At 67.4% G+C, this 21,008-nt stretch carries 17 protein-coding genes and 1 pseudogene; 12 read left to right on the top strand and 6 right to left on the bottom strand.

Translation table 11 applies throughout. The features are described from left to right. Nucleotide 1 precedes the first annotated feature (1 nt). A complete protein-coding gene (locus tag ACSQ89_RS23200) occupies nucleotides 2-1,018 on the bottom strand; it encodes a 1-aminocyclopropane-1-carboxylate deaminase (RefSeq protein WP_436293264.1) in 1,017 nt (338 codons plus the stop codon). A 128-nt stretch (nucleotides 1,019-1,146) separates the two neighbouring features. Here ACSQ89_RS23200 and ACSQ89_RS23195 point away from each other — a divergent pair, with 128 nt between their 5' ends. Beyond that, nucleotides 1,147-1,656, top strand: a complete 510-nt coding sequence (locus tag ACSQ89_RS23195; protein ID WP_093106134.1) for an Lrp/AsnC family transcriptional regulator — start codon at nucleotides 1,147-1,149, stop codon at nucleotides 1,654-1,656. Here the strand turns inward: ACSQ89_RS23195 and ACSQ89_RS23190 are convergent. Then, nucleotides 1,616-2,440: pseudogene (locus ACSQ89_RS23190) on the bottom strand (methyl-accepting chemotaxis protein); the annotation flags it as partial. The gene ACSQ89_RS23195 and the pseudogene ACSQ89_RS23190 overlap by 41 nt on opposite strands. 80 nt (nucleotides 2,441-2,520) lie before the next feature. After that, entirely contained in the window at nucleotides 2,521-4,104 is a 1,584-nt protein-coding gene (locus tag ACSQ89_RS23185) for a phospholipase D family protein (RefSeq protein WP_093105536.1), read from the bottom strand. A 187-nt stretch (nucleotides 4,105-4,291) separates the two neighbouring features. Between ACSQ89_RS23185 and ACSQ89_RS23180 the strand changes: the two genes are divergently transcribed. The 5 genes from ACSQ89_RS23180 (at nucleotide 4,292) to ACSQ89_RS23160 (ending at nucleotide 10,554) form a co-directional block, all read left to right on the top strand. Further along, nucleotides 4,292-6,334, top strand: a complete 2,043-nt coding sequence (locus ACSQ89_RS23180; RefSeq protein ID WP_436293265.1) for a TonB-dependent siderophore receptor — start codon at nucleotides 4,292-4,294, stop codon at nucleotides 6,332-6,334. A gap of 20 nt (nucleotides 6,335-6,354) precedes the next feature. Next, nucleotides 6,355-7,536, top strand: coding sequence for a PepSY-associated TM helix domain-containing protein (locus tag ACSQ89_RS23175; protein ID WP_436293266.1), 1,182 nt, complete (start codon nucleotides 6,355-6,357; stop codon nucleotides 7,534-7,536). Then, nucleotides 7,533-7,730: a hypothetical protein gene (locus ACSQ89_RS23170; protein ID WP_436293267.1), complete on the top strand. Its 198-nt coding sequence runs from the start codon at nucleotides 7,533-7,535 to the stop codon at nucleotides 7,728-7,730. Before ACSQ89_RS23175 ends, ACSQ89_RS23170 begins: the two co-directional genes overlap by 4 nt. Nucleotides 7,731-7,803: 73 nt before the next feature. Then, a complete protein-coding gene (locus tag ACSQ89_RS23165; protein ID WP_436293268.1) occupies nucleotides 7,804-9,921 on the top strand; it encodes a TonB-dependent receptor family protein in 2,118 nt (705 codons plus the stop codon). Further along, complete coding sequence (locus ACSQ89_RS23160; protein ID WP_093105549.1) at nucleotides 9,922-10,554, top strand: phosphoribosyltransferase; 633 nt, start codon at nucleotides 9,922-9,924, stop codon at nucleotides 10,552-10,554. Nucleotides 10,555-10,557: 3 nt separating this feature from the next. Here ACSQ89_RS23160 and metK read toward each other — a convergent pair whose 3' ends face one another. After that, complete coding sequence (gene metK, locus ACSQ89_RS23155; protein ID WP_093105552.1) at nucleotides 10,558-11,739, bottom strand: methionine adenosyltransferase; 1,182 nt, start codon at nucleotides 11,737-11,739, stop codon at nucleotides 10,558-10,560. A gap of 184 nt (nucleotides 11,740-11,923) precedes the next feature. Between metK and ACSQ89_RS23150 the strand changes: the two genes are divergently transcribed. Both ACSQ89_RS23150 and ACSQ89_RS23145 read left to right on the top strand, forming a co-directional pair. After that, nucleotides 11,924-12,814, top strand: a complete 891-nt coding sequence (locus tag ACSQ89_RS23150) for a lysophospholipid acyltransferase family protein (RefSeq protein WP_436293269.1) — start codon at nucleotides 11,924-11,926, stop codon at nucleotides 12,812-12,814. Next, complete coding sequence (locus tag ACSQ89_RS23145) at nucleotides 12,811-13,695, top strand: lysophospholipid acyltransferase family protein (RefSeq protein ID WP_436293270.1); 885 nt, start codon at nucleotides 12,811-12,813, stop codon at nucleotides 13,693-13,695. The genes ACSQ89_RS23150 and ACSQ89_RS23145 overlap by 4 nt, the downstream gene beginning before the upstream one ends. Before the next feature lie 161 nt (nucleotides 13,696-13,856). On the opposite strand, the gene ACSQ89_RS23140 is transcribed toward ACSQ89_RS23145, so the two are convergent. Further along, on the bottom strand, nucleotides 13,857-14,768 hold the full coding sequence (locus ACSQ89_RS23140) for an alpha/beta fold hydrolase (protein WP_093105559.1): 912 nt from the start codon (nucleotides 14,766-14,768) through the stop codon (nucleotides 13,857-13,859). Next, the gene (gene yihA / locus ACSQ89_RS23135; RefSeq protein ID WP_093105562.1) at nucleotides 14,765-15,505 is read right to left on the bottom strand and encodes a ribosome biogenesis GTP-binding protein YihA/YsxC; all 741 of its coding nucleotides are present in this window, start codon (nucleotides 15,503-15,505) and stop codon (nucleotides 14,765-14,767) included. Before yihA ends, ACSQ89_RS23140 begins: the two co-directional genes overlap by 4 nt. 71 nt (nucleotides 15,506-15,576) lie before the next feature. Between yihA and ACSQ89_RS23130 the strand changes: the two genes are divergently transcribed. The 4 genes from ACSQ89_RS23130 to msrP all read left to right on the top strand — a co-directional run bounded on the left by ACSQ89_RS23130 (nucleotide 15,577) and on the right by msrP (nucleotide 20,920). Continuing rightward, nucleotides 15,577-16,251, top strand: coding sequence for a c-type cytochrome (locus ACSQ89_RS23130; RefSeq protein WP_436293271.1), 675 nt, complete (start codon nucleotides 15,577-15,579; stop codon nucleotides 16,249-16,251). 103 nt (nucleotides 16,252-16,354) lie between these two features. Continuing rightward, entirely contained in the window at nucleotides 16,355-18,493 is a 2,139-nt protein-coding gene (locus ACSQ89_RS23125; protein WP_436293272.1) for a cytochrome c biogenesis protein ResB, read from the top strand. Continuing rightward, nucleotides 18,490-19,806, top strand: a complete 1,317-nt coding sequence (gene ccsB / locus ACSQ89_RS23120) for a c-type cytochrome biogenesis protein CcsB (RefSeq protein ID WP_436293273.1) — start codon at nucleotides 18,490-18,492, stop codon at nucleotides 19,804-19,806. The genes ACSQ89_RS23125 and ccsB overlap by 4 nt, the downstream gene beginning before the upstream one ends. Before the next feature lie 115 nt (nucleotides 19,807-19,921). Continuing rightward, on the top strand, nucleotides 19,922-20,920 hold the full coding sequence (msrP, locus tag ACSQ89_RS23115; protein WP_436293274.1) for a protein-methionine-sulfoxide reductase catalytic subunit MsrP: 999 nt from the start codon (nucleotides 19,922-19,924) through the stop codon (nucleotides 20,918-20,920). The last annotated feature ends 88 nt before the right edge of the window (nucleotides 20,921-21,008 follow it).

The raw sequence follows: 21,008 nt of genomic DNA, 5'->3' as shown, positions 1-21,008 counted from the left end.
CTCAGCCGTTGCGGAACAGGAAGCTGTAGGCATTGAGCGCCGGCACGCCGCCCAGGTGGGCATAGAGCACCTTCGAGCCCGGTGCGAACTCTCCACGGCGCACCCTGTCGATCATTCCGTGCATCGACTTGCCCTCGTACACCGGGTCGGTCAGCATGCCTTCCTGCCGCGCGCAAAGACGGATGGCTTCCAGCGTGCCTTCGTTGGGAAGCCCGTATTCGGGGCCGCCGTAGCGCGTGTCGAGGATCACGTCCGCTTCGGTGATGTCGCGGCCCAGCCCGACGAGCTCGGCGGTGCTGCGCGCGATGCGCAGGATCTGCGCCCGCGTCTGCTCGGGCTTGGCTGATGCGTCGATGCCGATGACGCGGTCTGCGCGGCCGTCGGCCGCGAAGCCGACCACCATGCCGGCCTGCGTGCTGCCGGTGACCGAGCAGACCACGATGTAGTCGAACTTGAAGCCCAGTTCGGCCTCCTGTGCGCGCACCTCTTCGGCGAAGCCGACGAAGCCCAGCCCGCCGAAAGGATGCTCGGAGCAGCCGGCCGGAATCGGGAAGGGCTTGCCGCCGGCCTTGCGCACATCGTCCATGGCCTGCTCCCAGCTCGGGCGGATGCCGATGTCGAAGCCGGCCGCGTCCAGGCGCACATCGGCACCGAGGATGCGCGACATCTCGATGTTGCCCACGCGGTCGTAGACGGCATCCGAATAGTTGACCCAGTTCTCCTGCACCAGCACGCACTTGAGCCCCAGGTGCGCGGCCACGGCGGCGACCTGGCGCGTCTGGTTCGACTGGATGCCGCCGATGGACACCAGCGTGTCGCAGCCCTGGGCCAGCGCCTCGGGAATCAGGTACTCGAGCTTGCGCGTCTTGTTGCCGCCGAAGGCCAGGCCGCTGTTGCAGTCCTCGCGCTTGGCATAGAGATCGACCTTGCCGCCCAGGTGTGCGCTCAGGCGCTTGAGCGGGTGGATCGGGGTGGGGCCGAAGGTCAGCGGATAACGGGGGTAGCGGCTCAGGTTCATGGCGATGCTCCTTGGGTGCGGCGATGGGGCCATCGTAGGAAGAAGTGCGGTTCACAGGGTTGTGAAAACTGGGCTTTCAACGCACCATGAGCATCCTGCTGATCAGTTCGGCAGCGTTTCATTTCACGATGGCCAAAAATCAAGCAACAAAAGTTCGTAGTGCGCCGGAAGCGGCGTCTCTGCTCGATCGCACCGACAAATCGATTCTTCGGGCACTGCAGCGCGATGCCTCGATCTCCAACGTGGCGCTGGCCGCCAAGGTCCATCTGAGCCCGCCGGCCTGCCTGCGCCGCGTCGAGCGTCTGAAGCGCTCGGGAATGATCGGCGCCACGGTCGCGCTCCTGAATCCGCAGGCGCTCGGCGCGGGCATGCTGGTGATGATCGGCGTGGTGCTCGACCGCTCGACGCCCGAGTCCTTCAGCGACTTCGAGAAGGCCGCGGTGAAGATCTCCGGCTGCATGGAGTGCCACGTCGTGACCGGCGAGTTCGACTACTTCATGCTGGTGCGCACCGCCGACAGCGAGAGCTTCAACCGGCTGCACGCTGAGCAACTGCTCTACCTGCCGGGCGTGCGGCAGATCCGGTCCTTCATTGTGATCAAGCAGGTGCTGTCGACGACGCAGATCCCGCTGGCCTGAGCATGAACACCTTCACCACTTCGGCCAGCCCCGTCGCCTGCTCGCGCAGCGACCGCGAGGCCGCGGCCGATTGCTCGACCAGGCTGGCGTTCTGCTGCGTCATCTGGTCGAGCTGGGAGATGGCCTGGGTCACCTGGCCGATGCTGTCGCTTTGCTCGGCCGTGGAGGCATTGAGCTCGGCCATCAGGCCCGTCACGCGTTCCACGGCGGCGACGATCTCGGCCATCGTGCGTCCCGCATCCTCGACCAGCTGAGCGCCCGAGGCCACGCGCAGCACCGAGTCGCCGATCAGGCCCTTGATCTCGCGCGCGGCCTGCGCGCTGCGCTGCGCGAGGTTGCGCACCTCCGCCGCCACCACCGCGAAGCCGCGGCCCTGTTCGCCCGCGCGCGCCGCCTCGACCGCGGCATTGAGCGCGAGGATGTTGGTCTGGAAGGCGATGCCGTCAATCACGCCGATGATGTCGCCGATCTTCTTCGACGCGGCCGTGATCTCGTCCATGTTGGCGACCACCTGGCCCACCACCGCGCCGCCGCGCGTGGCGGCCTGCGCGGCCGAGCCCACGAGCGCGTGGGCCTGGCGCACGGCATCGGCGTTCTGCTGCACGGTCTCGGTGAGCTGGTGCATCGAGGCCGAGGTCTGCTGCAGGCTGGAGGCGGTGGACTCGGTGCGCTTCGACAAATCCTGCTGCCCGCTTGCGATCTCGAGCGCGGCCGTGCCGATGGTGCTCGACGCCTGGTCCACATGCCCGATCGCGCCGGCGATGCGTTGCAGCGCCGATTGCAGCAGGCGCGCGGCCGGCGAACGCGCTTCGATGTTCACGCCGTCGAGCGCGAGGCGAATATCGGCAGAAGAGGGGGCCTTGTTTAGAGCTGGTCGGTCGGTACAAACCACGAGAACAGCAGCAGCTGCAGCCGCGTCAGCATGCTCGAGTCGGGCTCGTCGTCGAGCACCTCGTTGGTCTCGTCTCCGGTGCCCACCCATTGCACGCTCTGGCCGTCGGGCTTGAGGACCACGCGGTAGACGCCCTCGATGTCGTCCAGCAGGTAGGCATAGAGCAGCGCCTGCGTGAGCTCGAAGCTGTGCACGCGCACGCCGAACTCGGTGTTGAGCCGCTCGGAGCGCGGATCGAGGTTCATCGAGCCGAGCAGCACCCACTCGCGGTCGATCAGGGCCAGCTTGGCATGCAGGCGGCCGCGGGCCTGGCGCAGCAGGCGGCGGATCTGCGTGTTGCGCTTCAACTGCTGCGTGCTCACCTCGAGCAGTTCCACGCCGGTCTGAAGCAGCGCGACGCGAAAGCGGTTGTAGTTGACGTTGACCAGCGGTTCGTCGCTGTCGGCCAGCGAGTTGGTGATGATGGTGATGCGCAGGCCGCGCGCGCGGGCGGCGCGGATCCGCTCCATGCCCTCGTCGCCGGGGATGAAGTAGGGCGAGATCACCAGCACTTGCGACTTGGCAGTCGCCATCGTGGCGTACCAGCGGCGCGCCAGCGTCTCCATGCCGGGCGGCCGGGTGCCGAGCGCCTTGTTCGGGCTGTCGGCCAGGGCTTGGGCCTCGGCGCGCATCCAGCGCAGCTCGCCGCGCGCGAGCTGCTCGGCGAGGCGCGGCTCGCTGAGGATGTCGCTCTCCGGCGGCGCATCGGGCCAGGGCGCGTGCTGCGCCGAGGTGGCGAGGTCGAACTCGGCCACCAGTTGTTCGGTCGGGTCGGCCGCGCGCACCATGCGCTGCAAGGGGTAGACCACGTCGCTGTTCCAGTAGTCGTCGAAGATGCGCGCGGACTGCGGCACCACCGGGCCGGCCATCAGCAACTCGAAGTCGATGAAGTTCGCGCCTTCGCTGCGCAGGAAGTACTCGTCCGCGAGGTTGCGCCCGCCCGCGATCGCGATGGCGCCGTCCGCGATGAAGAGCTTGTTGTGCATGCGGTGGTTGAGCCGCTTGAAGTCGGTGAAGAAATCCAGCCAGCGCGTGGCCGAGTGCTCGCGCCCGTTCACGAAAGGGTTGAACAGGCGCACCTCGGCCTTCGGCTCGGCGGCCAGCGCCAGCAGCAGGCGGTCGAGCCCGCCCGTATAGAAGTCGTCGAGCAAGAGGCGCACCCGCACGCCGCGCCGCGCGGCATCGCGCAGCTCGCGCAGGATCAGGAGGCCGGTCTTGTCCTTGCCGAGCTGGTAGGTCTGCACGTCCAGCGAAGCCTGCGCGCGGCGGATCAGTTCGAGCCTGGCGTCCAGCGCGAAGCTGGCCTGGGGCAAGGGCCGCACGGCCGACAGCTCATCGGGCTGGGTGTTGAAGGGGGCGACGATGCGGCCCAGCTCGGTCTGCGCGGAGACGGGTGTCGCCAGCTCGGGCGGCTGGGGCTCGCGCGGCGGCAGGCCGGCACAGCCCGCCGCAAGACATGCCAGGCCCATGGCGGCACGCCGCAGCAACGGAAGAAGACGGGCGAAAAGGTCTGGCATGGCGCGGGACGGATGGTAGCCGCGCGACCCTGCCTCGAAGGAGCGGCCTGTCTACGGGATTGTTGGGTTTTCATTTAATTCACCAATAGAATGCGAATCACTCTTAACAAGATTTCGGGATGAGGGTTTGAACTCCTGTTTTTCCGCGCGGCGCAAGGCCGCATCGCTCCTGGCCGGATGCCTGGCCGTGTCTGCGCAATCGCAGGTTTTTGCCCAAGCGGGCAGCGACGCCGTTCTGCCGGAGGTGCGAGTCGACGCCAGCGCCGAAACCGAATCCGCCACCAGTCCGGTGATCGGCTATCGCGCGAAGAACGCCGCCACGGCGACCAAGACCGACACGCCGCTTTCCGAAACGCCGCAGGCGGTGACAGTGATCACGCGCGACCAGATCGTGGACCAGGGCGCGACCAACCTGCAGGATGCGCTGGGCTACGCGGCCGGCGTGCGTTCCGACGCCTACGGCCTCGACGCGCGCAGCGATTCTTTCCGCGTTCGCGGCGCGTATCCCGACGTCTACCTCGACGGCCTGCGCCAGGCCTACGGCTACTACACCAGCACCACGCGCACCGAGCCCTACACGCTCGAGCGCCTCGAGGTGCTGCGCGGGCCCTCGGGTATGCTGTTCGGATCGGGTACCGCGGCCGGCATCGTCAACATGGTGAGCAAGCGACCCTTGCTCGAAACCCAGCGCGAAGTGGGCATCCAGTACGGCAGCTGGAACCGAAAGCAGATCCAGGCCGACCTGACCGGGCCGCTGACCGAGGACGGCCAGTGGTCCTACCGGCTGATCGCGGTGCAGCGCAAGGCCGACACGCAGGTCGATTTCGTGCCCGACGACCGCAGCCTGATCGCGCCCTCGCTGACCTGGCGCCCGAGCGCGGCGACCTCGCTCACGCTGCAGGGCCTCTACCAGAAGGACAAGAGCGGCTCGAGCTCGCAATTCTTCCCGTGGGAAGGCACGATCCTCCCGAACCCGAACGGGCGCCTGCCGACCAGCCGCTTCATCGGCGAGCCGGGCGACTACTACGACAGCGAGCGCAAGACCTTCGGCTGGCTGTTCGAGCACAAGTTCAACGAGAACTTCACTTTCCGCCAGAACTTCCGCCACGCGCAGAACGAGAACGACAACAGCTACCACTGGGGCGACTTCTTCACCATCACCGGCGGCTGGGGCGCCGACCCGGTCGGCAAGAGGCGCCTGTCGCGCTCGCTCGACAGCTCGCTCACGCGCAATCGCATCGACACGCTGGACAACCATCTCGAGAGCCACTTCGATACCGGCGCGCTCAAGCACACGCTGCTGGTCGGCGCCGACTACCAGCGCCATCGCGAGAACGTGTGGGGCGGGATCTCCACCAGCGAGATCGACGCCTATGCCCCGGTCTACGGCAATCGGCTGGAACCGGAACGCACGGCGCGGCCGCGCACCACGCAGCGCGCCACCGGCGTCTACCTGCAGGACCAGATCAAGCTGGGAAACTGGAACTTCATCGCCGGCCTGCGGCACGACCGCGTCGTCGCCGGCGCCGAGGGCAGCGAGGATTCGAGGGACAGCGCCACCAGCAAGCGCTTCGGCGTGCTGTATGCCTTCCCGTCGGGCTGGTCGCCGTACGTGAGCTATGCCGAGTCCTTCACGCCGCAGTCGCCGCGTGACGGCCGGGTGTTCAAGCCGCTGCGCGGCGAGCAGTGGGAAGTCGGCGTCAAGTACGAGCCCGCGGGCCGCAGCCTCGCCTTCAATGCCGCGGTCTACGATCTGCGCGAGAAGAACCAGATCGCCCAACCGCTGCCCAACGTCTACGCGCAGATCGGCCAGACCAAGACGCGCGGCGTCGAGCTCGAGGCCAAGGGCTCGATCACGCCGAACCTGGATGTCACGGCGCACTACAACTACACCGACCTCGACCCGCAGCTCGAAGGCCTGCCACGCCACCAGGCGGCGCTCTGGGCCAAGTACCGCTTCGCCATCGCCGGCACGCCGGGCTTTTCGGCCGGCGCGGGCGTGCGCTACATGGGCGCCTTCCGCGACGTCTCCTTCGGCGGCTACGGCCCGCGCATCCCCAGCGTCGCGCTGCTGGACCTCGTGTTCGCCTACGAGACCGCGAAGTGGCGCTATGCGCTGAACATCAACAACGCGACGGACAAGGAGTACTTCAGCACATGCCTCGCGCGCGGCGACTGTTGGTGGGGTACGCGCCGCAACGTGGTGGCCAGCGCCACCTACCGCTTCTGAGCCCCTGAGAAAAAACCGCGATGAACAGCCGACGAATCAAGACCTGGGCCTGGGTGCACAAGTGGAGCAGCCTGGTCTGCACCGTGTTCATGCTGCTCTTGTGCATCACGGGGCTGCCGCTGATCTTCCATCACGAGATCGGCCACTTGCTGGGCACCGAGGTCGATGCGCCGAAGATGCCCGCCGGCACGCCGCGCGCAAGCCTGGACCGCGTGATCGAGGTCGCGCATGCGCTGCATCCGGAGCGCGTGGTGCAGTTCGTCTCGCAGCCGGAGGACGACGACGGCCTGTGGTTCGTCACGCTCACGCCCACGCCGGCGCCGACCGAGGACTTCAAGTCGGTTGCGGTCGATGCGCGCACGGCCAAGGTGCTGGCGCAGCCCAAGTTCGACGAGGGCTTCATGTACGTGATGTTCAAGCTGCACGTCGACCTGTTCGCCGGACTGCCCGGCAAGCTGTTCCTCGGCTTCATGGGCTTGCTGCTGCTGGTGGCGATCGTCTCCGGCGTGGTGCTCTATTCACCCTTCATGCGCAAGCTGGACTTCGGCACCGTACGGCGCGAGCGCCGGCCGCGTCTCAAGTGGCTGGACCTGCACAACCTGCTGGGCATCGTGACGCTGGTATGGGCCTTCACGGTCGGCGCCACCGGCATGATCAACACCTGGGCCGACCTGATCATCAAGTACTGGCAGTACGACCAGCTGAGCACGCTGCTCGCGCCCTACCAGGGGCAGCCCGAAGTGCCGAAGGCCGAGCGCGGCTCGGTGCAGCGCTCGCTGGACGTGGCGCTCGAGCGTGCGCCGGGCAACAAGGTTTCCTTCATCGCCTTCCCGGGCACGGCCTTCTCGAGTCCGCATCACAACACCGTGTTCCTGCGCGGCAGCGAACCCTTCACTTCGCGCCTGCTGCAGCCGGTGCTGGTCGACGCCAAGACCAATGCGATCACGGCCAGCCCCGAGCTGCCCTGGTACCTGACAGGACTCCTGGTCTCGCAGCCGCTTCACTTCGGCGACTACGGCGGCATGCCGATGCAGATCCTCTGGACGCTGCTCGACATCGCGACCATCATCGTGCTGGGCAGCGGGCTCTATCTGTGGCTCAAGCGCGGCAACGCCGTGCCGGCCGCAGCGCGTGCCGACGAAGCGGCACATCAGGCGGCCGTTCCGCTGGCGCAGCCCACGGCGGCGAAGGCGGGCTCATGACGAAGCACCACCAGCGCCCTCGCTTCTGGCCCATGTGGGGCTGGCCGACCGTGCTGGGCGTGCTCACTTGCATCGGGCTGGTGTCCGCGCTCTTCAGCGACGGCGGTGTTGGCGATGCGCTGGCGTGGGTCGCGCTCGGCATTCCGTGCGCGGTGGGCGCCTGGTACGGCTGGCGCCGGCCTCGGCGTTCGTAGACGCGGCCTCGATCCGGCGCCATAGGGTCTTGCCCGTCGTGGCGGCGCGGCGGCTGGCCGCAGAATCGCCGCGATGAAATCCTCCGTCGCCACGGCCTGCCTGCTGCTTGCCGCGTCTTCCGCCTCGGCGCAGGATGCCGAGTCCGCACCCACGCTGCGCGAGATCACGGTCTCCACGCCGCGCGGCGCGGCGCGGCCCTTCGATGTGCCCGGTTCGGTCGACCGCGTGGAAGGCAACGAGATGCGCGACGCACGCCTGCAGGTGAACCTGTCCGAAAGCCTGGGTAGCGTGCCCGGGCTGCAGATCCAGAACCGCCAGAACTACGCGCAGGATCTGCAGCTGTCGATACGCGGCTTCGGCGCGCGCTCCACCTTCGGCGTGCGCGGCGTGCGGCTCTATGTCGACGGCATCCCGGCCACGCTGCCCGACGGCCAGGGCCAGACCTCCAACATCGACATCGGCTCGGCCGACCGTGTCGAGATCCTGCGCGGGCCTTTCTCGGCGCTCTACGGCAATTCCTCGGGCGGCGTGGTGCAGGTGTTCACCGAGGACGGGCAGGGGCCGCCGCTGCTCGGCTTCTCGCTGGCCGGTGGCAGCTTCGGCACTGCGCGCGTCGGCAGCAAGCTCAGCGGTTCCTCGGGCGCTATCGACTACCTGCTGAGCGCCAGCCGCTTCCACACCGACGGCTGGCGCGAGCACAGCGCGGCGGATCGCGAGATCCAGAACGGCAAGCTGGGCTTCCGGCTCGACGACGGCAGCAAGCTGACGCTGGTCTTCAACAGCGTGCATCTTTATGCGCAGGACCCCCTGGGGCTGTCGGCCAGCCAGTACGCGCTGAACCCGCGCGGCGTCGATCCGGTCGCCACGCAGTTCGATACGCGCAAGACCGTGGACCAGCAGCAGCTCGGCCTGAGCTACGAGCGCCGCATCGATGCCGCGAACACGCTGCGCCTGATTGTCTACGGCGGCCAGCGCAGCACCGTCCAGTTCCAGGCGATCCCGACCTTCGTGCAGCAGAACCCGCTGCATGCCGGCGGCGTGATCGACCTGGCGCGCGACTACGGCGGCGTGGACCTGCGCTGGAGCGCCAGGCTGCAGCTGGCCGATAGGCCCTTCGACCTGGTCGCCGGCCTGGCCTACGACGGCCTGCGCGAGCGCCGCCGCGGCTGGGAGAACTTCGTCGGCCGGTCCAGTGCGCCACTGGCCCTGGGCGTGCTGGGCCGCTTGCGCCGCAACGAGCGCAACGAGGTGCGCAACCTCGATCCCTACGTGCAGGGCAGCTGGCGCTTCGCCGATCGATGGACGCTCGAAGCCGGCGTGCGACGCAGCAACGTGCGCTTCTCCTCGCACGATCTCCACGTCGTCGGCCCGAACCGCGACGACAGCGGCAGCGCGCGCTACCGCAAGACCCTGCCGGTGGCTTCGCTGCGCTACGAGGCCACGCCCGATCTGGCGCTCTACGCCTCCGTCGGCCGCGGCTTCGAGACGCCGACGCTCAACGAGCTCTCCTACCGCGCGGACGGCTTCGGCGGGCTCAACTTCGCTCTGCAGCCTTCGGTGAACAGCAGCGTCGAGGTCGGCGCCAAGGCGCGCCTGGGTGGCGGCCTGCTCACAGCGGCGCTGTTCCAGACACGGACGCGCGACGAGATCGTGACCAACACCAACTTCGGAGGCCGCGCCACCTTTCAGAACGCCGGCCGCACCCAGCGCGACGGCTTCGAGCTCTCCTGGCAGCACGAGACGGCGAACCATTGGCGCACGCAGCTCGCCTACACCTGGCTCGATGCGCGCTACCGCGACGGCTTCTGCTCGCCGACGCCTTGCAGCGCGATCAGCACGGTGCCGGCGGGCAACCGCATCCCTGGGATCGCGGAGCATGCGCTTTTCGCGTCCTTCGGCTGGGTGCCGCCCGAAGGCTGGCGCGCCGGTACCGAGCTGCGCGCACTTGGGCGCATCCAGGCCAACGACCGCAACGACGCTGCAGCACCCGGCTACGCGGTGGTGGCGCTCTATGCGGGCTACCTCAAGCGCTGGGAGCGTTGGGAGTTCAACGCCTTCGCGCGCGTGGACAACGTCTTCGACCGGCGCTACATCGGCTCGGTGATCGTCAACGAGTCGAACATGCGCTATTTCGAACCCTCCCCGGGCCGCAACTGGACGATCGGCATGGGAGCGGCGTATCGTTTCTGAATGGATTTCAGGGACCGACGCGATGCGGGCCGCAAGCTCGCCAAGGCACTGGACGCGTGGCGTGGGCGCCCCGATGTCGTCGTGCTCGCGCTGCCGCGCGGCGGCGTGCCGGTGGCCTGGGAGGTTGCGCATTTCCTGCACGCGCCGCTCGATGTGCTGGTGGTGCGCAAGCTCGGCTTTCCGGGCCAGGAAGAATTCGCGATGGGCGCCATCGCATCGGGTGGCGTGCGCGTGATGTCGGAGCTGCCCGGCTTCTGGCCGGTGTCGGAGCGGGCCATGGAAGCTGTGGTCGCGCGCGAAACGGAAGAGCTGGCACGGCGCGAGCAGCTCTACCGCGGCCAGCGCGCGCCGCTCGCACTCGCGGGGCATGTCGTCATCCTGGTCGACGACGGCCTCGCCACCGGCGCCACCATGCATGCAGCCGTGCTGGCGGCCCGTGCCGCAGAGCCGCAGCGCATCATCGTGGCCGTGCCGGTGGCCTCGCGCGAGGCGGTCCAGTTGCTGAGCACCGTGGCCGACGAGGTGCTGAGCGTGTTCACGCCCGAGCATTTCCGGGCGGTCGGCCTCTGGTATGCGGACTTCGCGCAGACCAGCGACGAAGAGGTTCGAGAACTGCTGCGCCAGCGGCGCTGACGCTCAGAGTCCGGCGGCCGCGCGCAGCGCCGCTGCCTGGCTCGTGTTCTCCCAGGTGAACTCGGGCTCTTCGCGGCCGAAGTGGCCGTAGGCAGCGGTCTTGCCGTAGATCGGGCGCAGCAGGTCGAGCATCTGGATGATGCCCTTGGGGCGCAGGTCGAAGTGCTCCTGCACCAGCGCGGCGATCTTCTCGTCGGAGATCACGCCCGTGCCTTCGGTGTAGACCGTCACGTTCATCGGCTTGGCCACGCCGATCGCATAGGCGACCTGGATCTGGCACTGGCGCGCGAGGCCGGCGGCGACGATGTTCTTGGCCACGTAGCGCGCCGCGTAGGCGGCCGAGCGGTCCACCTTGCTCGGGTCCTTGCCCGAGAATGCGCCGCCGCCGTGCGGGCAGGCGCCGCCGTAGGTGTCGACGATGATCTTGCGGCCCGTGAGGCCGCAGTCGCCCTGCGGGCCGCCGATGACGAAGCGGCCGGTCGGGTTGATCAGGTACTTGGTTTCCTTCAACCACTCCTTGGGGAGCACCGGCTTGATGATCTCCTCGATCACGGCCTCGATGAAGCTGCCCTTCATCTTGGTCGGCGTTTCGCTCTGGTCGGGGTGGTGCTGCGTGGAGAGCACGACGGTGTCGATGCTGTGCGGCTTGCCGTCCACGTAGCGCATCGTGACCTGGCTCTTGGCGTCCGGGCGCAGGAAGGGCAGGCGGCCGTCCTTGCGCAACTGGGCCTGGCGCTCCACCAGGCGGTGCGCGTAGTAGATCGGCGCGGGCATCAGCTCGGGCGTTTCGTCGCAGGCATAGCCGAACATCAGGCCCTGGTCGCCGGCACCGGTGTTGAGGTGGTCGTCGCTCGCATGGTCCACGCCCTGCGCGATGTCGTTGGACTGCTTGTCATAGCAGACCATCACGGCGCAACCCTTGTAGTCGATGCCGTAGTCGGTGTTGTCGTAGCCGATGCGCTTGATGGTGTCGCGCGCCACCTGGATGTAGTCGACGTGCGCGTTGGTCGTGATCTCGCCGGCGAGCACCACGAGGCCGGTGTTGGTCAGCGTCTCGGCGGCCACGCGGCTGCGCGGGTCCTGCGCGAAGATCGCGTCCAGAATTGCGTCCGAGATCTGGTCCGCCACCTTGTCGGGATGGCCTTCGGAAACCGATTCGGAAGTGAAGAGAAAGTCGTTCGCCATTTCGGTAAAACTCCATGCAAGTGAATTGGCGCGTTGCCAACCCATCAGGAGCTTTGGCGAACGCTTTAGCAGTGATGTTTAACGTCGCCCTGCAAGTAGTTCCATAACTCAGCGACAATTTGCATTCTATTCGAGCCGCGTTACCCTGCGCGCGCGTCCTGGTTTTCACCCCCCCTCCGTGTCGATGATTGCTTTGTTTCGATTGCTCGCCCGTGTGCCGCTGCCCTTGATGCATGCGGTCGGCGGCTGGCTGGGCTGGCTGGTCTGGTGGCTGGCGCCGACCTACCGAAAGCGCTTCAAGGACAACGCCGAGAGCGCCGGCTTCAGCCCTGCGCAATACCGGCCTGCCATTGCCGCGGCAGGCGCCATGGCGGCCGAGTTGCCGTGGCTGTGGGCGCGGCCGCAGGGCGAGAGCGTGCTGCCGCGCATCGTCCGGTGGGATGGCGTCGCCGAATTGGAGGCCGCATTGGCCGCGCGCAAGGGCGTGATCCTGGTCTCGCCGCACATCGGCAGCTGGGAGACCCTGGGGCAGGCGGTCGGCGAACGCTTCGTCGATGCCTACGGGCCGATCACGGCCTTGTTCAGGCCGGCCCGCAAGAAATGGATGGCTGAACTGATCGCCGGTTCGCGCGACCGGCGCGGTCTGCAGACGCTGCCGACCAACGTGGGCGGGGTGCGCGGGTTGATGCGCACGCTGCGCGCCGGCGGCTACACCGGCATCCTTCCGGACCAGGTGCCGCCGCTGGGGCAGGGCGTGTGGGCGCCTTTCTTCGGCCGGCCCGCCTACACGATGACCTTGCTGCCGCGTCTCGCGCAGCAGACCGGTTCGCGCGTGTTCCTTGCCGTCTGCGAGCGGCTGCCGCGGGGCGCGGGCTATGCGATCCGCATCGAAGCCTTCGATGGCACCGCGCTGAACGATCCGAAGGCCACGCCCGAAGCCGCCGCCACCGCCATGAACGAAGGCATCGAACGGCTCATCCGCCGGCTGCCGGGCCAGTACGTCTGGGACTATGCGCGCTACAAGCAGCCGCGCGGCGAGGCGGCACCGGGGGCGGCAGTGGAGGCGGCACCATGAGCCTGTCGTCCCAGCTCGGCATCGGCTTCATGCGCACGCTGGCCCATGTGCCGCTGCCTTTGGCGCGCGGCTTCGGCGCTTTTCTGGGCCGGGTGCTGCATACCGTCGCAGCGCGGCGCCGGCGCGTGGTCGATACCAACCTCGCGCTGTGCTTCCCGGACAAGTCGCCCGAGGAGCGACGCCGCATCGCACGCGAAACCTTCGTCTATGTGGCGCAGTCCTGGCTCGACCGCAGCTGGCTCTGGCATGCGCCGGAAGCAACGGTGGCCGCCCGGCTCACGGTGAAGGGATCGGCCCGGGAGATCGACGAGATCGCCAACGGGAGCGAGCCGATGATCCTGTTCGCACCGCACTTCTACGGCCTCGATGCGGCGGCCACGGCGTTGACCATGCACACGGCCCGGCCCTCGACCACCATCTACACCACGCAGCGCGATCCGATGGTGGACGAGTGGATTCGCGAGGGGCGCAAACGCTTCGGCAACGTGGTCGCGCTGAACCGGGTCGACGGCATCAAGCCGATCGTGGCCGGGCTGCGCAAGGGCGGCTTGCTGTACCTGCTGCCCGACATGGACTTCGGCCGCGACCAGACGGTCTTCGTGCCCTTCTACGGCGTGCCGGCCTCCACCGTGCCCTCGCTGTCGCGCTTCGCCCGCCTGGGCCGGGCCAAGGTCGTGCCGGTGGTCTCGAAGCTCACCAGGGACGGCTACGAGATCGAGGTGCTGCCGGCCTGGCAGGACTTCCCGAGCGAGGACGTGGTGGCCGACACCGCCTTGATGAACGAGCGCCTGCAAGGCTACATCGACACGATGCCCTCGCAGTACTACTGGGTGCACCGCCGCTTCAAGACGCGGCCGGATGGTGCGGCGCCTGTGTACTGAGCCCCCCGGCTTGCCACTTCGTGTGCTTCGCCACCCCCCGAGGGGCTGAAGCCCGCGGCTCCAAGCCTGCCTGCGCAGGCTTGGACGGGCTGAAGGGGTGCTGCCTCTGGCGGCGACTCGGGGCGCGGCCCGCCTTGGGGCGGCCCGGCGGCGGGCGCAGTCTATTGATTGCGCTGCAGGAAGGCCTCGATCTCGCTCGCGACGTACTGCGGCTGCTCGTGCACGATCCAGTGCGTGGCGCCGGGCACCTTCTTGATCTCGAGCTTCGGCACGTACTCTTCGAGTCCTTCGAGCAGTCCCGGCAATAGCGCGGCGTCATCGAGTGCCCAGAAGACGAAAGTGGGCACCTCCACAACGAGGCGCTCACGTGGCAGCGTCGGAATCTCGGACGGCTTGCCGGGCAAGGCCGGCTTCATCGGCGTGACGCGATAGAGGTTGCAGGCGCCGGTGAGGCCCGCGTCCCACACCTCGCGGTACTTGTTCTTGACTTCTTCGGTCAGCCAGCCGAAACCGTCGGCACCGGCTTTCATCTGCGTGAAGGAGAGCCACATGCGCTTGTAGTCGTCGGCAGAAAGCAGCGCTTCGGCATCGGGCCGCGCGAGGAAGTTCATGTAGGCGCTCGCGGCCTGCTGCGCGGGATTGTTCAGCAGCTCGCGCGTGAAGGTGCCCGGATGCGGCGAATTGATGATGACCAGGCGGCCGAGCTTGTCCGGGTGCTGGTTGGCATAGCCCCAGCCGAAGGCGCCGCCCCAGTCGTGCGCCACCAGGGCCTCGATGCGGCCGTCCGCGTTTTCGCTTTGGGCGAGCTGCTCGATGTCCTGCACCAGCAGGTGCGCGCGGTAGGCCGATACCTCGGTGGGCGAGCTCGATTTCTCGAAGCCGCGCAGGTTCGGCGCCACGCAGCGGTAGCCGCCGTGCTCGGGGCTCGCGAAGTATTCGAGCAGCTCGTCCCAGATGAAGGCGGCCTCGGGAAAGCCGTGCAGGAACACCATCAGGGGGCGGCCGGGCGCGCCCGCGGCGCGGCAGCTGAGCGTGGTGCCGTTGGGCAGCGCGCGCGCAAAGGTTTCGATCATGGCTCGTTGTCTCCTTCTTCTGTCGGTTCTGCGGGCTGCTCGTTCTGCGGATGGGCCCAGCGCCACAGCAGTTCGGCCGCCTCGTCGACTCCCTGTTGCTTCAAGGCCGAGAACAGTTTGACCTCGCCGCCGCCGGCCTGCAGTCGCGCAATCGACAGCGCCTTGGCGCCTTCGGAGCGCGTGAGCTTGTCGGCCTTGGTCAGGAGCACCAGGAACTTGAGGCCTTGCTCGACCCGCGGGCGGATGACTTCCAGCAGGATGTCGTCGAGCTCGGTGAGGCCGTGGCGCGGGTCGCACATCAGCACCACGCCGCGCAGGTTCTCGCGCGTCATCAGGTAGTTGCCCATGACGCGCTGCCAGCGCAGCTTGGCCTCGCGCGGCACGGCTGCGTAGCCGTAGCCGGGCAGGTCGGCCAGCACGGCGTCGTCGACCTTCTGCTTGCCGACGCCGAACAGGTTGATGTGCTGGGTGCGGCCTGGCGTCTTGGAGGCGAAGGCCAGGCGCGTCTGCTGGGTGAGCGTGTTGATGGCGGTCGACTTGCCGGCGTTCGAGCGCCCGACGAAGGCAATCTCCGGCAGGTCGAAGGCCGGCAGGTGTTCCAGTTGGGGCGCACTCGTGAGGAAGTGCGCAGTGTGCAGCCAACCGCGTGCGACGCGGATGCGTTCGGCGGCCGCGGCATCGACGACAGGGGCCTTGCGGGAAGGGGGAGTGGCCGGCAGGCGCCGCGGGGTGGTCATCGATGAGCTTTCGGAACGGGGCGCCATTGTAGAATCGCGCGGTTTTGCGCCATAAATCCAAGCCCCCCGCTATGAAGTTGTTCGCTCATTTTCTGCTCGCAGCCCTCATGGGCGCCGCCGCCAGTACCAGCTTCGCGGCCGATGAGCCCGGGGCCAAGCCGGCTGCCGAGGCGCCTGCCAAGGCGCCCAAGCCCGATCCCGCCAAGGGCGACACCATCTTCAATGCCGCGCCGGCCAACAGCCAAAGCTGCGCCTCGTGCCACAACGCGGACGGCAACTCGGCCATCCCGGCCAATCCCAAGCTGGCGCAGCAGCACCCCGAATACATCCTCAAGCAGTTGCAGGACTTCAAGTCCGGCAAGCGCAAGAGCGCAATCATGAAGCCGCTGGCTTCGGCGCTGTCCGACGAAGACATGCGCAACATCGCCTGGTTCGTCGGTTCCAAGAAGGTCAAGACCGGTTTCTCGAAGGAGAAGGACCTGGTGTCGCTCGGCGAGAAGATCTACCGCGGCGGCCTGGGCGATCGCCAGATCCCGGCCTGCGCCGGCTGCCACAGCCCCAACGGTGCCGGCATCCCGGCCCAGTACCCGCGCCTGGGTGGTCAGCATGCCGACTACATCGTGCAGCAGCTCACCCTGTTCCGCGACGGCGGGCGCCTGAATGCTGCGCAGATGACCGGTGTGGCCGCCAAGCTCAACGACCGCGAGATCAAGGCCGTGGCCGACTACATTGCCGGGCTGCGTTGATTTCCGGCGCGCAAGCGTGAACTAACCGCCGATAACAAACCCAAACAAGGCGGGCCGATCCAGCGAGGATGGCCCGCCTTTTTGCTTTCCACGATTCCCCTTCATGTCAGTTTCCACCCACGGCCTTCGAGTCCGGCGCGGCCCCCACGTGGTCCGCGCGGCGGTGGAGCTCATGTCGTCGATGCGCTTCGCGATCGCGCTGCTCACGGTCATCTGCATTGCATCGATCATCGGCACCGTGCTCAAGCAGCACGAGCCGATCAACAACTACGTCAACCAGTTCGGGCCTTTCTGGGCCGAGGTGTTCCGCGCGGCCAGGCTCGATTCGATCTACAGCGCCTGGTGGTTCCTGCTGATCCTGGCTTTCCTGGTGATCAGCACCTCGCTGTGCATCGCGCGCAATACGCCGCACATCTTCAAGGACCTGAGGACTCTCAAGGAAGGCATCCGCGCGCAAAGCCTCAAGGCTTTCGGCCAGCGGGCCGAAACGGTTCTCGACGAAAGCCCGGACACCGCGGCCAACCGCATCGGCCAGCTGCTGGCGGGCGGCGGCTGGAAGGTCAAGCTGCAGCACCGCGACGGCGACGGCTGGATGGTGGCCGCGCGCGCAGGCGGCGCCCACAAGCTCGGCTACATCGCGGCGCACAGTGCGATCGTGCTGGTGTGCCTCGGCGGCCTGCTCGACGGCGACCTGATCGTGCGCGCCCAGACCTGGTTCAACGGCAAGAGCGTCTACACCGGCGGCGGCCTGATCGCGGACGTTGCGCCACGGCACCGCCTGTCGCCCAGCAACCCGACCTTTCGCGGCAACATCCTGGTGCCCGAAGGCGGACAGGGCAGCGTCGCGATCCTGAACCAGGCCGACGGTGTGCTGCTGCAGGACCTTCCGTTCTCGATCGAGCTCAAGAAGTTCATCGTCGACTATTACTCGACCGGCATGCCCAAGCTGTTCGCGAGCGAAGTGGTGCTGCACGACCGCGAGACCGGCGCGCAGGTGCCGGCGCGCATCGAGGTGAACCACCCGGCCAGCTACAAGGGCATCGAGATCTACCAGTCGAGTTTCGACGACGGCGGCTCCAGCGTGAAGCTCAAGGCGGTGCCGATGGCGGCTGCGGCCAAGCCTTTCGAAGTGGAGGGCACCATCGGCAACAGCTCGGAGATCACCAACGGCACCGACCGGCTGACGCTCGAGTACACGGCGCTGCGCGTGATCAACGTCGAGAACTTCGGCGAGAGCGCCGGCGGTGCGATGACCAGCGGCGCCGACGTGCGCAAGGTCGACCTGACGAGCGGCATCGAATCGCGCCTGGGCGCGGCCAACAAGACCAACAAGCCCAAGGTGCTGCGCAACATCGGCCCGAGCATCGGCTACAAGCTGCGCGACGCCGCGGGGCAGGCGCGCGAGTACCAGAACTACATGGTGCCGGTCGATACCGGCGACGGCCAGCCGGTCTTTTTGCTCGGCATGCGCGAGCGGCCGGAGGAGCCCTTCCGCTATTTGCGCGTACCGGCCGACGACCAGGGCTCGATGGACGGCTTCGTGCGCATGCGCGCCGCGTTGGCCGATGCCGACACGCGCACGCGCGCCATCGAGCGCTACATCGCGCGCGCGGCCGATTCCAAGCGGCCCGAGCTGGCCGAGCAGCTGCGCATCTCGGCCGGCCGCGCGCTGGCGCTGTTCGCGGGCACCGAGCGGGCCAAGGCCGACACGGTGAGCGCCGGAGGCTGGCAGGCGATCGCCGAATTCATGGAAGCGAACGTGCCCGAGGCCGACCGGGAGCGCGCCGGCGCGGTGCTGGTGCGCATCCTCAACGACGTGCTGTTCGAGGTGCTCAATCTGAGCCGCGAGAAGGCGGGGTTGGCGGCCTTGCCGGCCGACGCGAAGTCGCAAGCCTTCCTGACCCAGGCGGTGCTCGCCATCAGCGACGCGTATTTCTACCCCGCGCCGGTGGCGATGATGATGACCGACTTCAAGCAGGTGCAGGCCAGCGTGTTCCAGGTCGCTCGCGCGCCGGGCAAGAACGTGGTCTATCTGGGTTGCCTGTTGCTGATCGTGGGCATTTTTGCGATGCTGTACGTGCGCGAGCGCAGGCTGTGGGTGTGGCTCGCCAAGGACGCGAGCGCCAGTGGCACGGCGGCCACCATGGCTTTTTCGGTCAACCGCAAGACCATCGACAGCGATCGCGAATTCGAGCGTCTCAAAGACAAGCTGCTCGCCAGCAGGAAAGACACCGCCCCATGAGCACCACCACCCTCACGCTGAACGACGGCTGGCTTTCGCGCCGCAACGCCTTCGACTGGGTGTTTGCCGCGCTGGTACTGGCCGGCGGACTGTTCGCGTTCTCGCGCTATGCCGGCGCGATGGACATCTACGAGAAGATCATCCTGCTGGCGGCGATGCCCGCCGCCATATGGCTCGGCTGGTTCTGGCGGCCGCTGCGCGTGCTGGCGATCGTGGTGGCTGCAGCCGCGCTGCTGGGCATCGCCTCCTACCAGGGCGACCTGGCGCGTGCCGACACCGTGTTCTGGCTCAAGTACTTCCTGTCCAGCCAGTCGGCCATCCTGTGGATGAGCGTGCTCTTTTTCATGAGCACGCTGTTCTACTGGATCGGCTTCTTTGCGGCCAAGCAGGCCGACACCATGGACCTCATCGGCTCGCGCCTCGCATGGGCGGCCGTCACGATGGCGCTGATCGGCTCCATGGTGCGCTGGTACGAAAGCCACCAGCTCGGGCCGGACATCGGCCATATCCCGGTCAGCAACCTCTACGAGGTGTTCGTGCTGTTCTGCTGGCTGACGGCGACCTTCTATCTCTACTTCGAATCGCGCTACGGCACGCGGGCCTTGGGTGCCTTCGTGATGCTGGTGGTCAGCGCCGCGGTCGGCTTCCTGCTCTGGTACACGCTGGTGCGTGAAGCCCACGAAATCCAGCCGCTGGTGCCGGCTTTGCAGAGCTGGTGGATGAAGCTGCATGTGCCGGCCAATTTCATCGGCTACGGCACCTTTGCGCTGGCGGCGATGGTGGCCTTCGCCTACCTCATCAAGGAACAGGCGCAGGAGACCCGCTGGTACAAGCTCACGCCGATGTGGCTGCTTGGCGTGGCGCTGTGCTTCGTGCCCGTGGCGTTCCGCCAGCGCGTGCAGGAAGCCGGCGGCAGCTACTGGTTCGCCTATGCGGCCATCTCGGCATTGATCGCCGCCGGCATCCTGCTGGGCCGCAAGCGCATCGCCGCGCGGCTGCCGGCCAACGAGGTGTTGGACGACGTGATGTACAAGTCCATCACGGTCGGCTTTGCCTTCTTCACCATCGCCACCGTGCTCGGCGCCCTGTGGGCGGCCGACGCCTGGGGCGGCTACTGGAGCTGGGACCCGAAGGAAACCTGGGCGCTGATCGTCTGGCTCAACTACGCGGCCTGGCTGCATATGCGGCTGGTCAAGGGCCTGCGAGGCACGGTGGCAGCCTGGTGGGCGCTGGGCGGGCTGGCGGTGACGACCTTCGCCTTCCTGGGGGTCAACATGTTCCTGAGCGGATTGCACAGCTACGGCACCTTGTAGGAGCGGCCGGCGGGTTTTCGCGGTGAAGTGAAACCGGATGAACGCCTGGCGCGTAACCGAATCAGCATTGGGAACGAACTCCCTCAAGCACAACCATCCAGGCGAAAGGCGATCCATGTTGATTCACTCCCGCGACAAGGGCTTCATTCACCCGCATTCCAGCGAGATCACGCCGCGCAGCGTCTACGAAGGGCGGCGCGACATGCTCAAGCTGCTGGCGAGCGGCGTCGCCGGAGCGGCCCTGGCCTCGTGGGCCGCGCGCGACGCCCTGGCGCAGGCCACCGCGCCGGGCAAGCTGGCGGCGCTGAAGGGCGCGAAGTCGGCGGTGCCGGGTGCGCAGACCATGGAAAAGCTCACCGACTACAAGGACGCGACGAGCTACAACAACTACTACGAGTTCGGCACCGACAAGGCAGATCCGGCCAAGAACGCCGGCACCCTGAAGACCCGGCCCTGGACCGTCGAGGTCGAAGGCCTGGTCAAGAAGCCGGGCAAGTACGACATCGAGGACCTGATCAAGCTCAGCGCGCAGGAAGAACGGATCTACCGCTTGCGTTGCGTCGAAGGCTGGTCGATGGTGATTCCGTGGGTCGGTTACTCGCTGGCCGAACTCATCAAGAAGGTCGAGCCGCAGGGCAACGCCAAGTACGTGGAATTCGTCACGCTGGCCGATCCCAAGACCATGCCCTTCGTCGGCTCGCGCGTGCTCGACTGGCCCTACGTCGAGGGCTTGCGCTTGGACGAAGCAATGCACCCGCTCACGCTGCTGACTTTCGGCATGTACGGCGAAGTGCTGCCCAACCAGAACGGCGCGCCGGTTCGCATCGTCGTGCCCTGGAAGTACGGCTTCAAGAGCGGCAAGTCGATCGTCAAGATCCGCTTTGTCGAGAAGGAACCCGGCACGGCCTGGAACAAGGCCGCGGCGCAGGAATACGGCTTCTATTCGAACGTGAACCCGAACGTCGATCATCCGCGCTGGAGCCAGGCGACCGAGCGGCGCATCGGCGACGGCGGGGGCTTGTTCGCCAAGCGCCACAAGACGCAGATCTTCAACGGCTACGAGCCCCAGGTCGGCCAGCTCTATGCTGGCATGGACCTCAAGAAGTTCTATTGAAATGGCTGCCCCCATGCTCGGCACTGGCGTGTCCTCGCTGCCCCCGAAGGGGGCGCAGGCCGCCTTGGGGCGGCCCGGCGGCGGCTTC

The sequence above is a fragment of the Variovorax sp. LjRoot175 genome (assembly GCF_964253805.1).
In the GTDB taxonomy this organism is placed as follows: Bacteria; Pseudomonadota; Gammaproteobacteria; order Burkholderiales; family Burkholderiaceae_C; genus Variovorax.
This window is presented reverse-complemented; position numbering and strand designations above follow the sequence as displayed.

Excerpts from the sequence above, each read along its gene's own strand:
- ACSQ89_RS23160 (WP_093105549.1), top strand. The coding sequence starts at position 9,922 with ATGGATTTCAGGGACCGACGCGATGCGGGCCGCAAGCTCGCCAAGGCA.
- ACSQ89_RS23165 (WP_436293268.1), top strand. The coding sequence starts at position 7,804 with ATGAAATCCTCCGTCGCCACGGCCTGCCTGCTGCTTGCCGCGTCTTCC.
- ACSQ89_RS23185 (WP_093105536.1), bottom strand. The coding sequence starts at position 4,104 with ATGCCAGACCTTTTCGCCCGTCTTCTTCCGTTGCTGCGGCGTGCCGCC.
- ACSQ89_RS23130 (WP_436293271.1), top strand. The coding sequence starts at position 15,577 with ATGAAGTTGTTCGCTCATTTTCTGCTCGCAGCCCTCATGGGCGCCGCC.
- metK (WP_093105552.1), bottom strand. The coding sequence starts at position 11,739 with ATGGCGAACGACTTTCTCTTCACTTCCGAATCGGTTTCCGAAGGCCAT.
- ACSQ89_RS23125 (WP_436293272.1), top strand. The coding sequence starts at position 16,355 with ATGTCAGTTTCCACCCACGGCCTTCGAGTCCGGCGCGGCCCCCACGTG.
- ccsB (WP_436293273.1), top strand. The coding sequence starts at position 18,490 with ATGAGCACCACCACCCTCACGCTGAACGACGGCTGGCTTTCGCGCCGC.
- yihA (WP_093105562.1), bottom strand. The coding sequence starts at position 15,505 with ATGACCACCCCGCGGCGCCTGCCGGCCACTCCCCCTTCCCGCAAGGCC.
- ACSQ89_RS23195 (WP_093106134.1), top strand. The coding sequence starts at position 1,147 with ATGGCCAAAAATCAAGCAACAAAAGTTCGTAGTGCGCCGGAAGCGGCG.
- ACSQ89_RS23200 (WP_436293264.1), bottom strand. The coding sequence starts at position 1,018 with ATGAACCTGAGCCGCTACCCCCGTTATCCGCTGACCTTCGGCCCCACC.
- ACSQ89_RS23140 (WP_093105559.1), bottom strand. The coding sequence starts at position 14,768 with ATGATCGAAACCTTTGCGCGCGCGCTGCCCAACGGCACCACGCTCAGC.
- ACSQ89_RS23170 (WP_436293267.1), top strand. The coding sequence starts at position 7,533 with ATGACGAAGCACCACCAGCGCCCTCGCTTCTGGCCCATGTGGGGCTGG.
- ACSQ89_RS23145 (WP_436293270.1), top strand. The coding sequence starts at position 12,811 with ATGAGCCTGTCGTCCCAGCTCGGCATCGGCTTCATGCGCACGCTGGCC.
- msrP (WP_436293274.1), top strand. The coding sequence starts at position 19,922 with ATGTTGATTCACTCCCGCGACAAGGGCTTCATTCACCCGCATTCCAGC.
- ACSQ89_RS23150 (WP_436293269.1), top strand. The coding sequence starts at position 11,924 with ATGATTGCTTTGTTTCGATTGCTCGCCCGTGTGCCGCTGCCCTTGATG.
- ACSQ89_RS23175 (WP_436293266.1), top strand. The coding sequence starts at position 6,355 with ATGAACAGCCGACGAATCAAGACCTGGGCCTGGGTGCACAAGTGGAGC.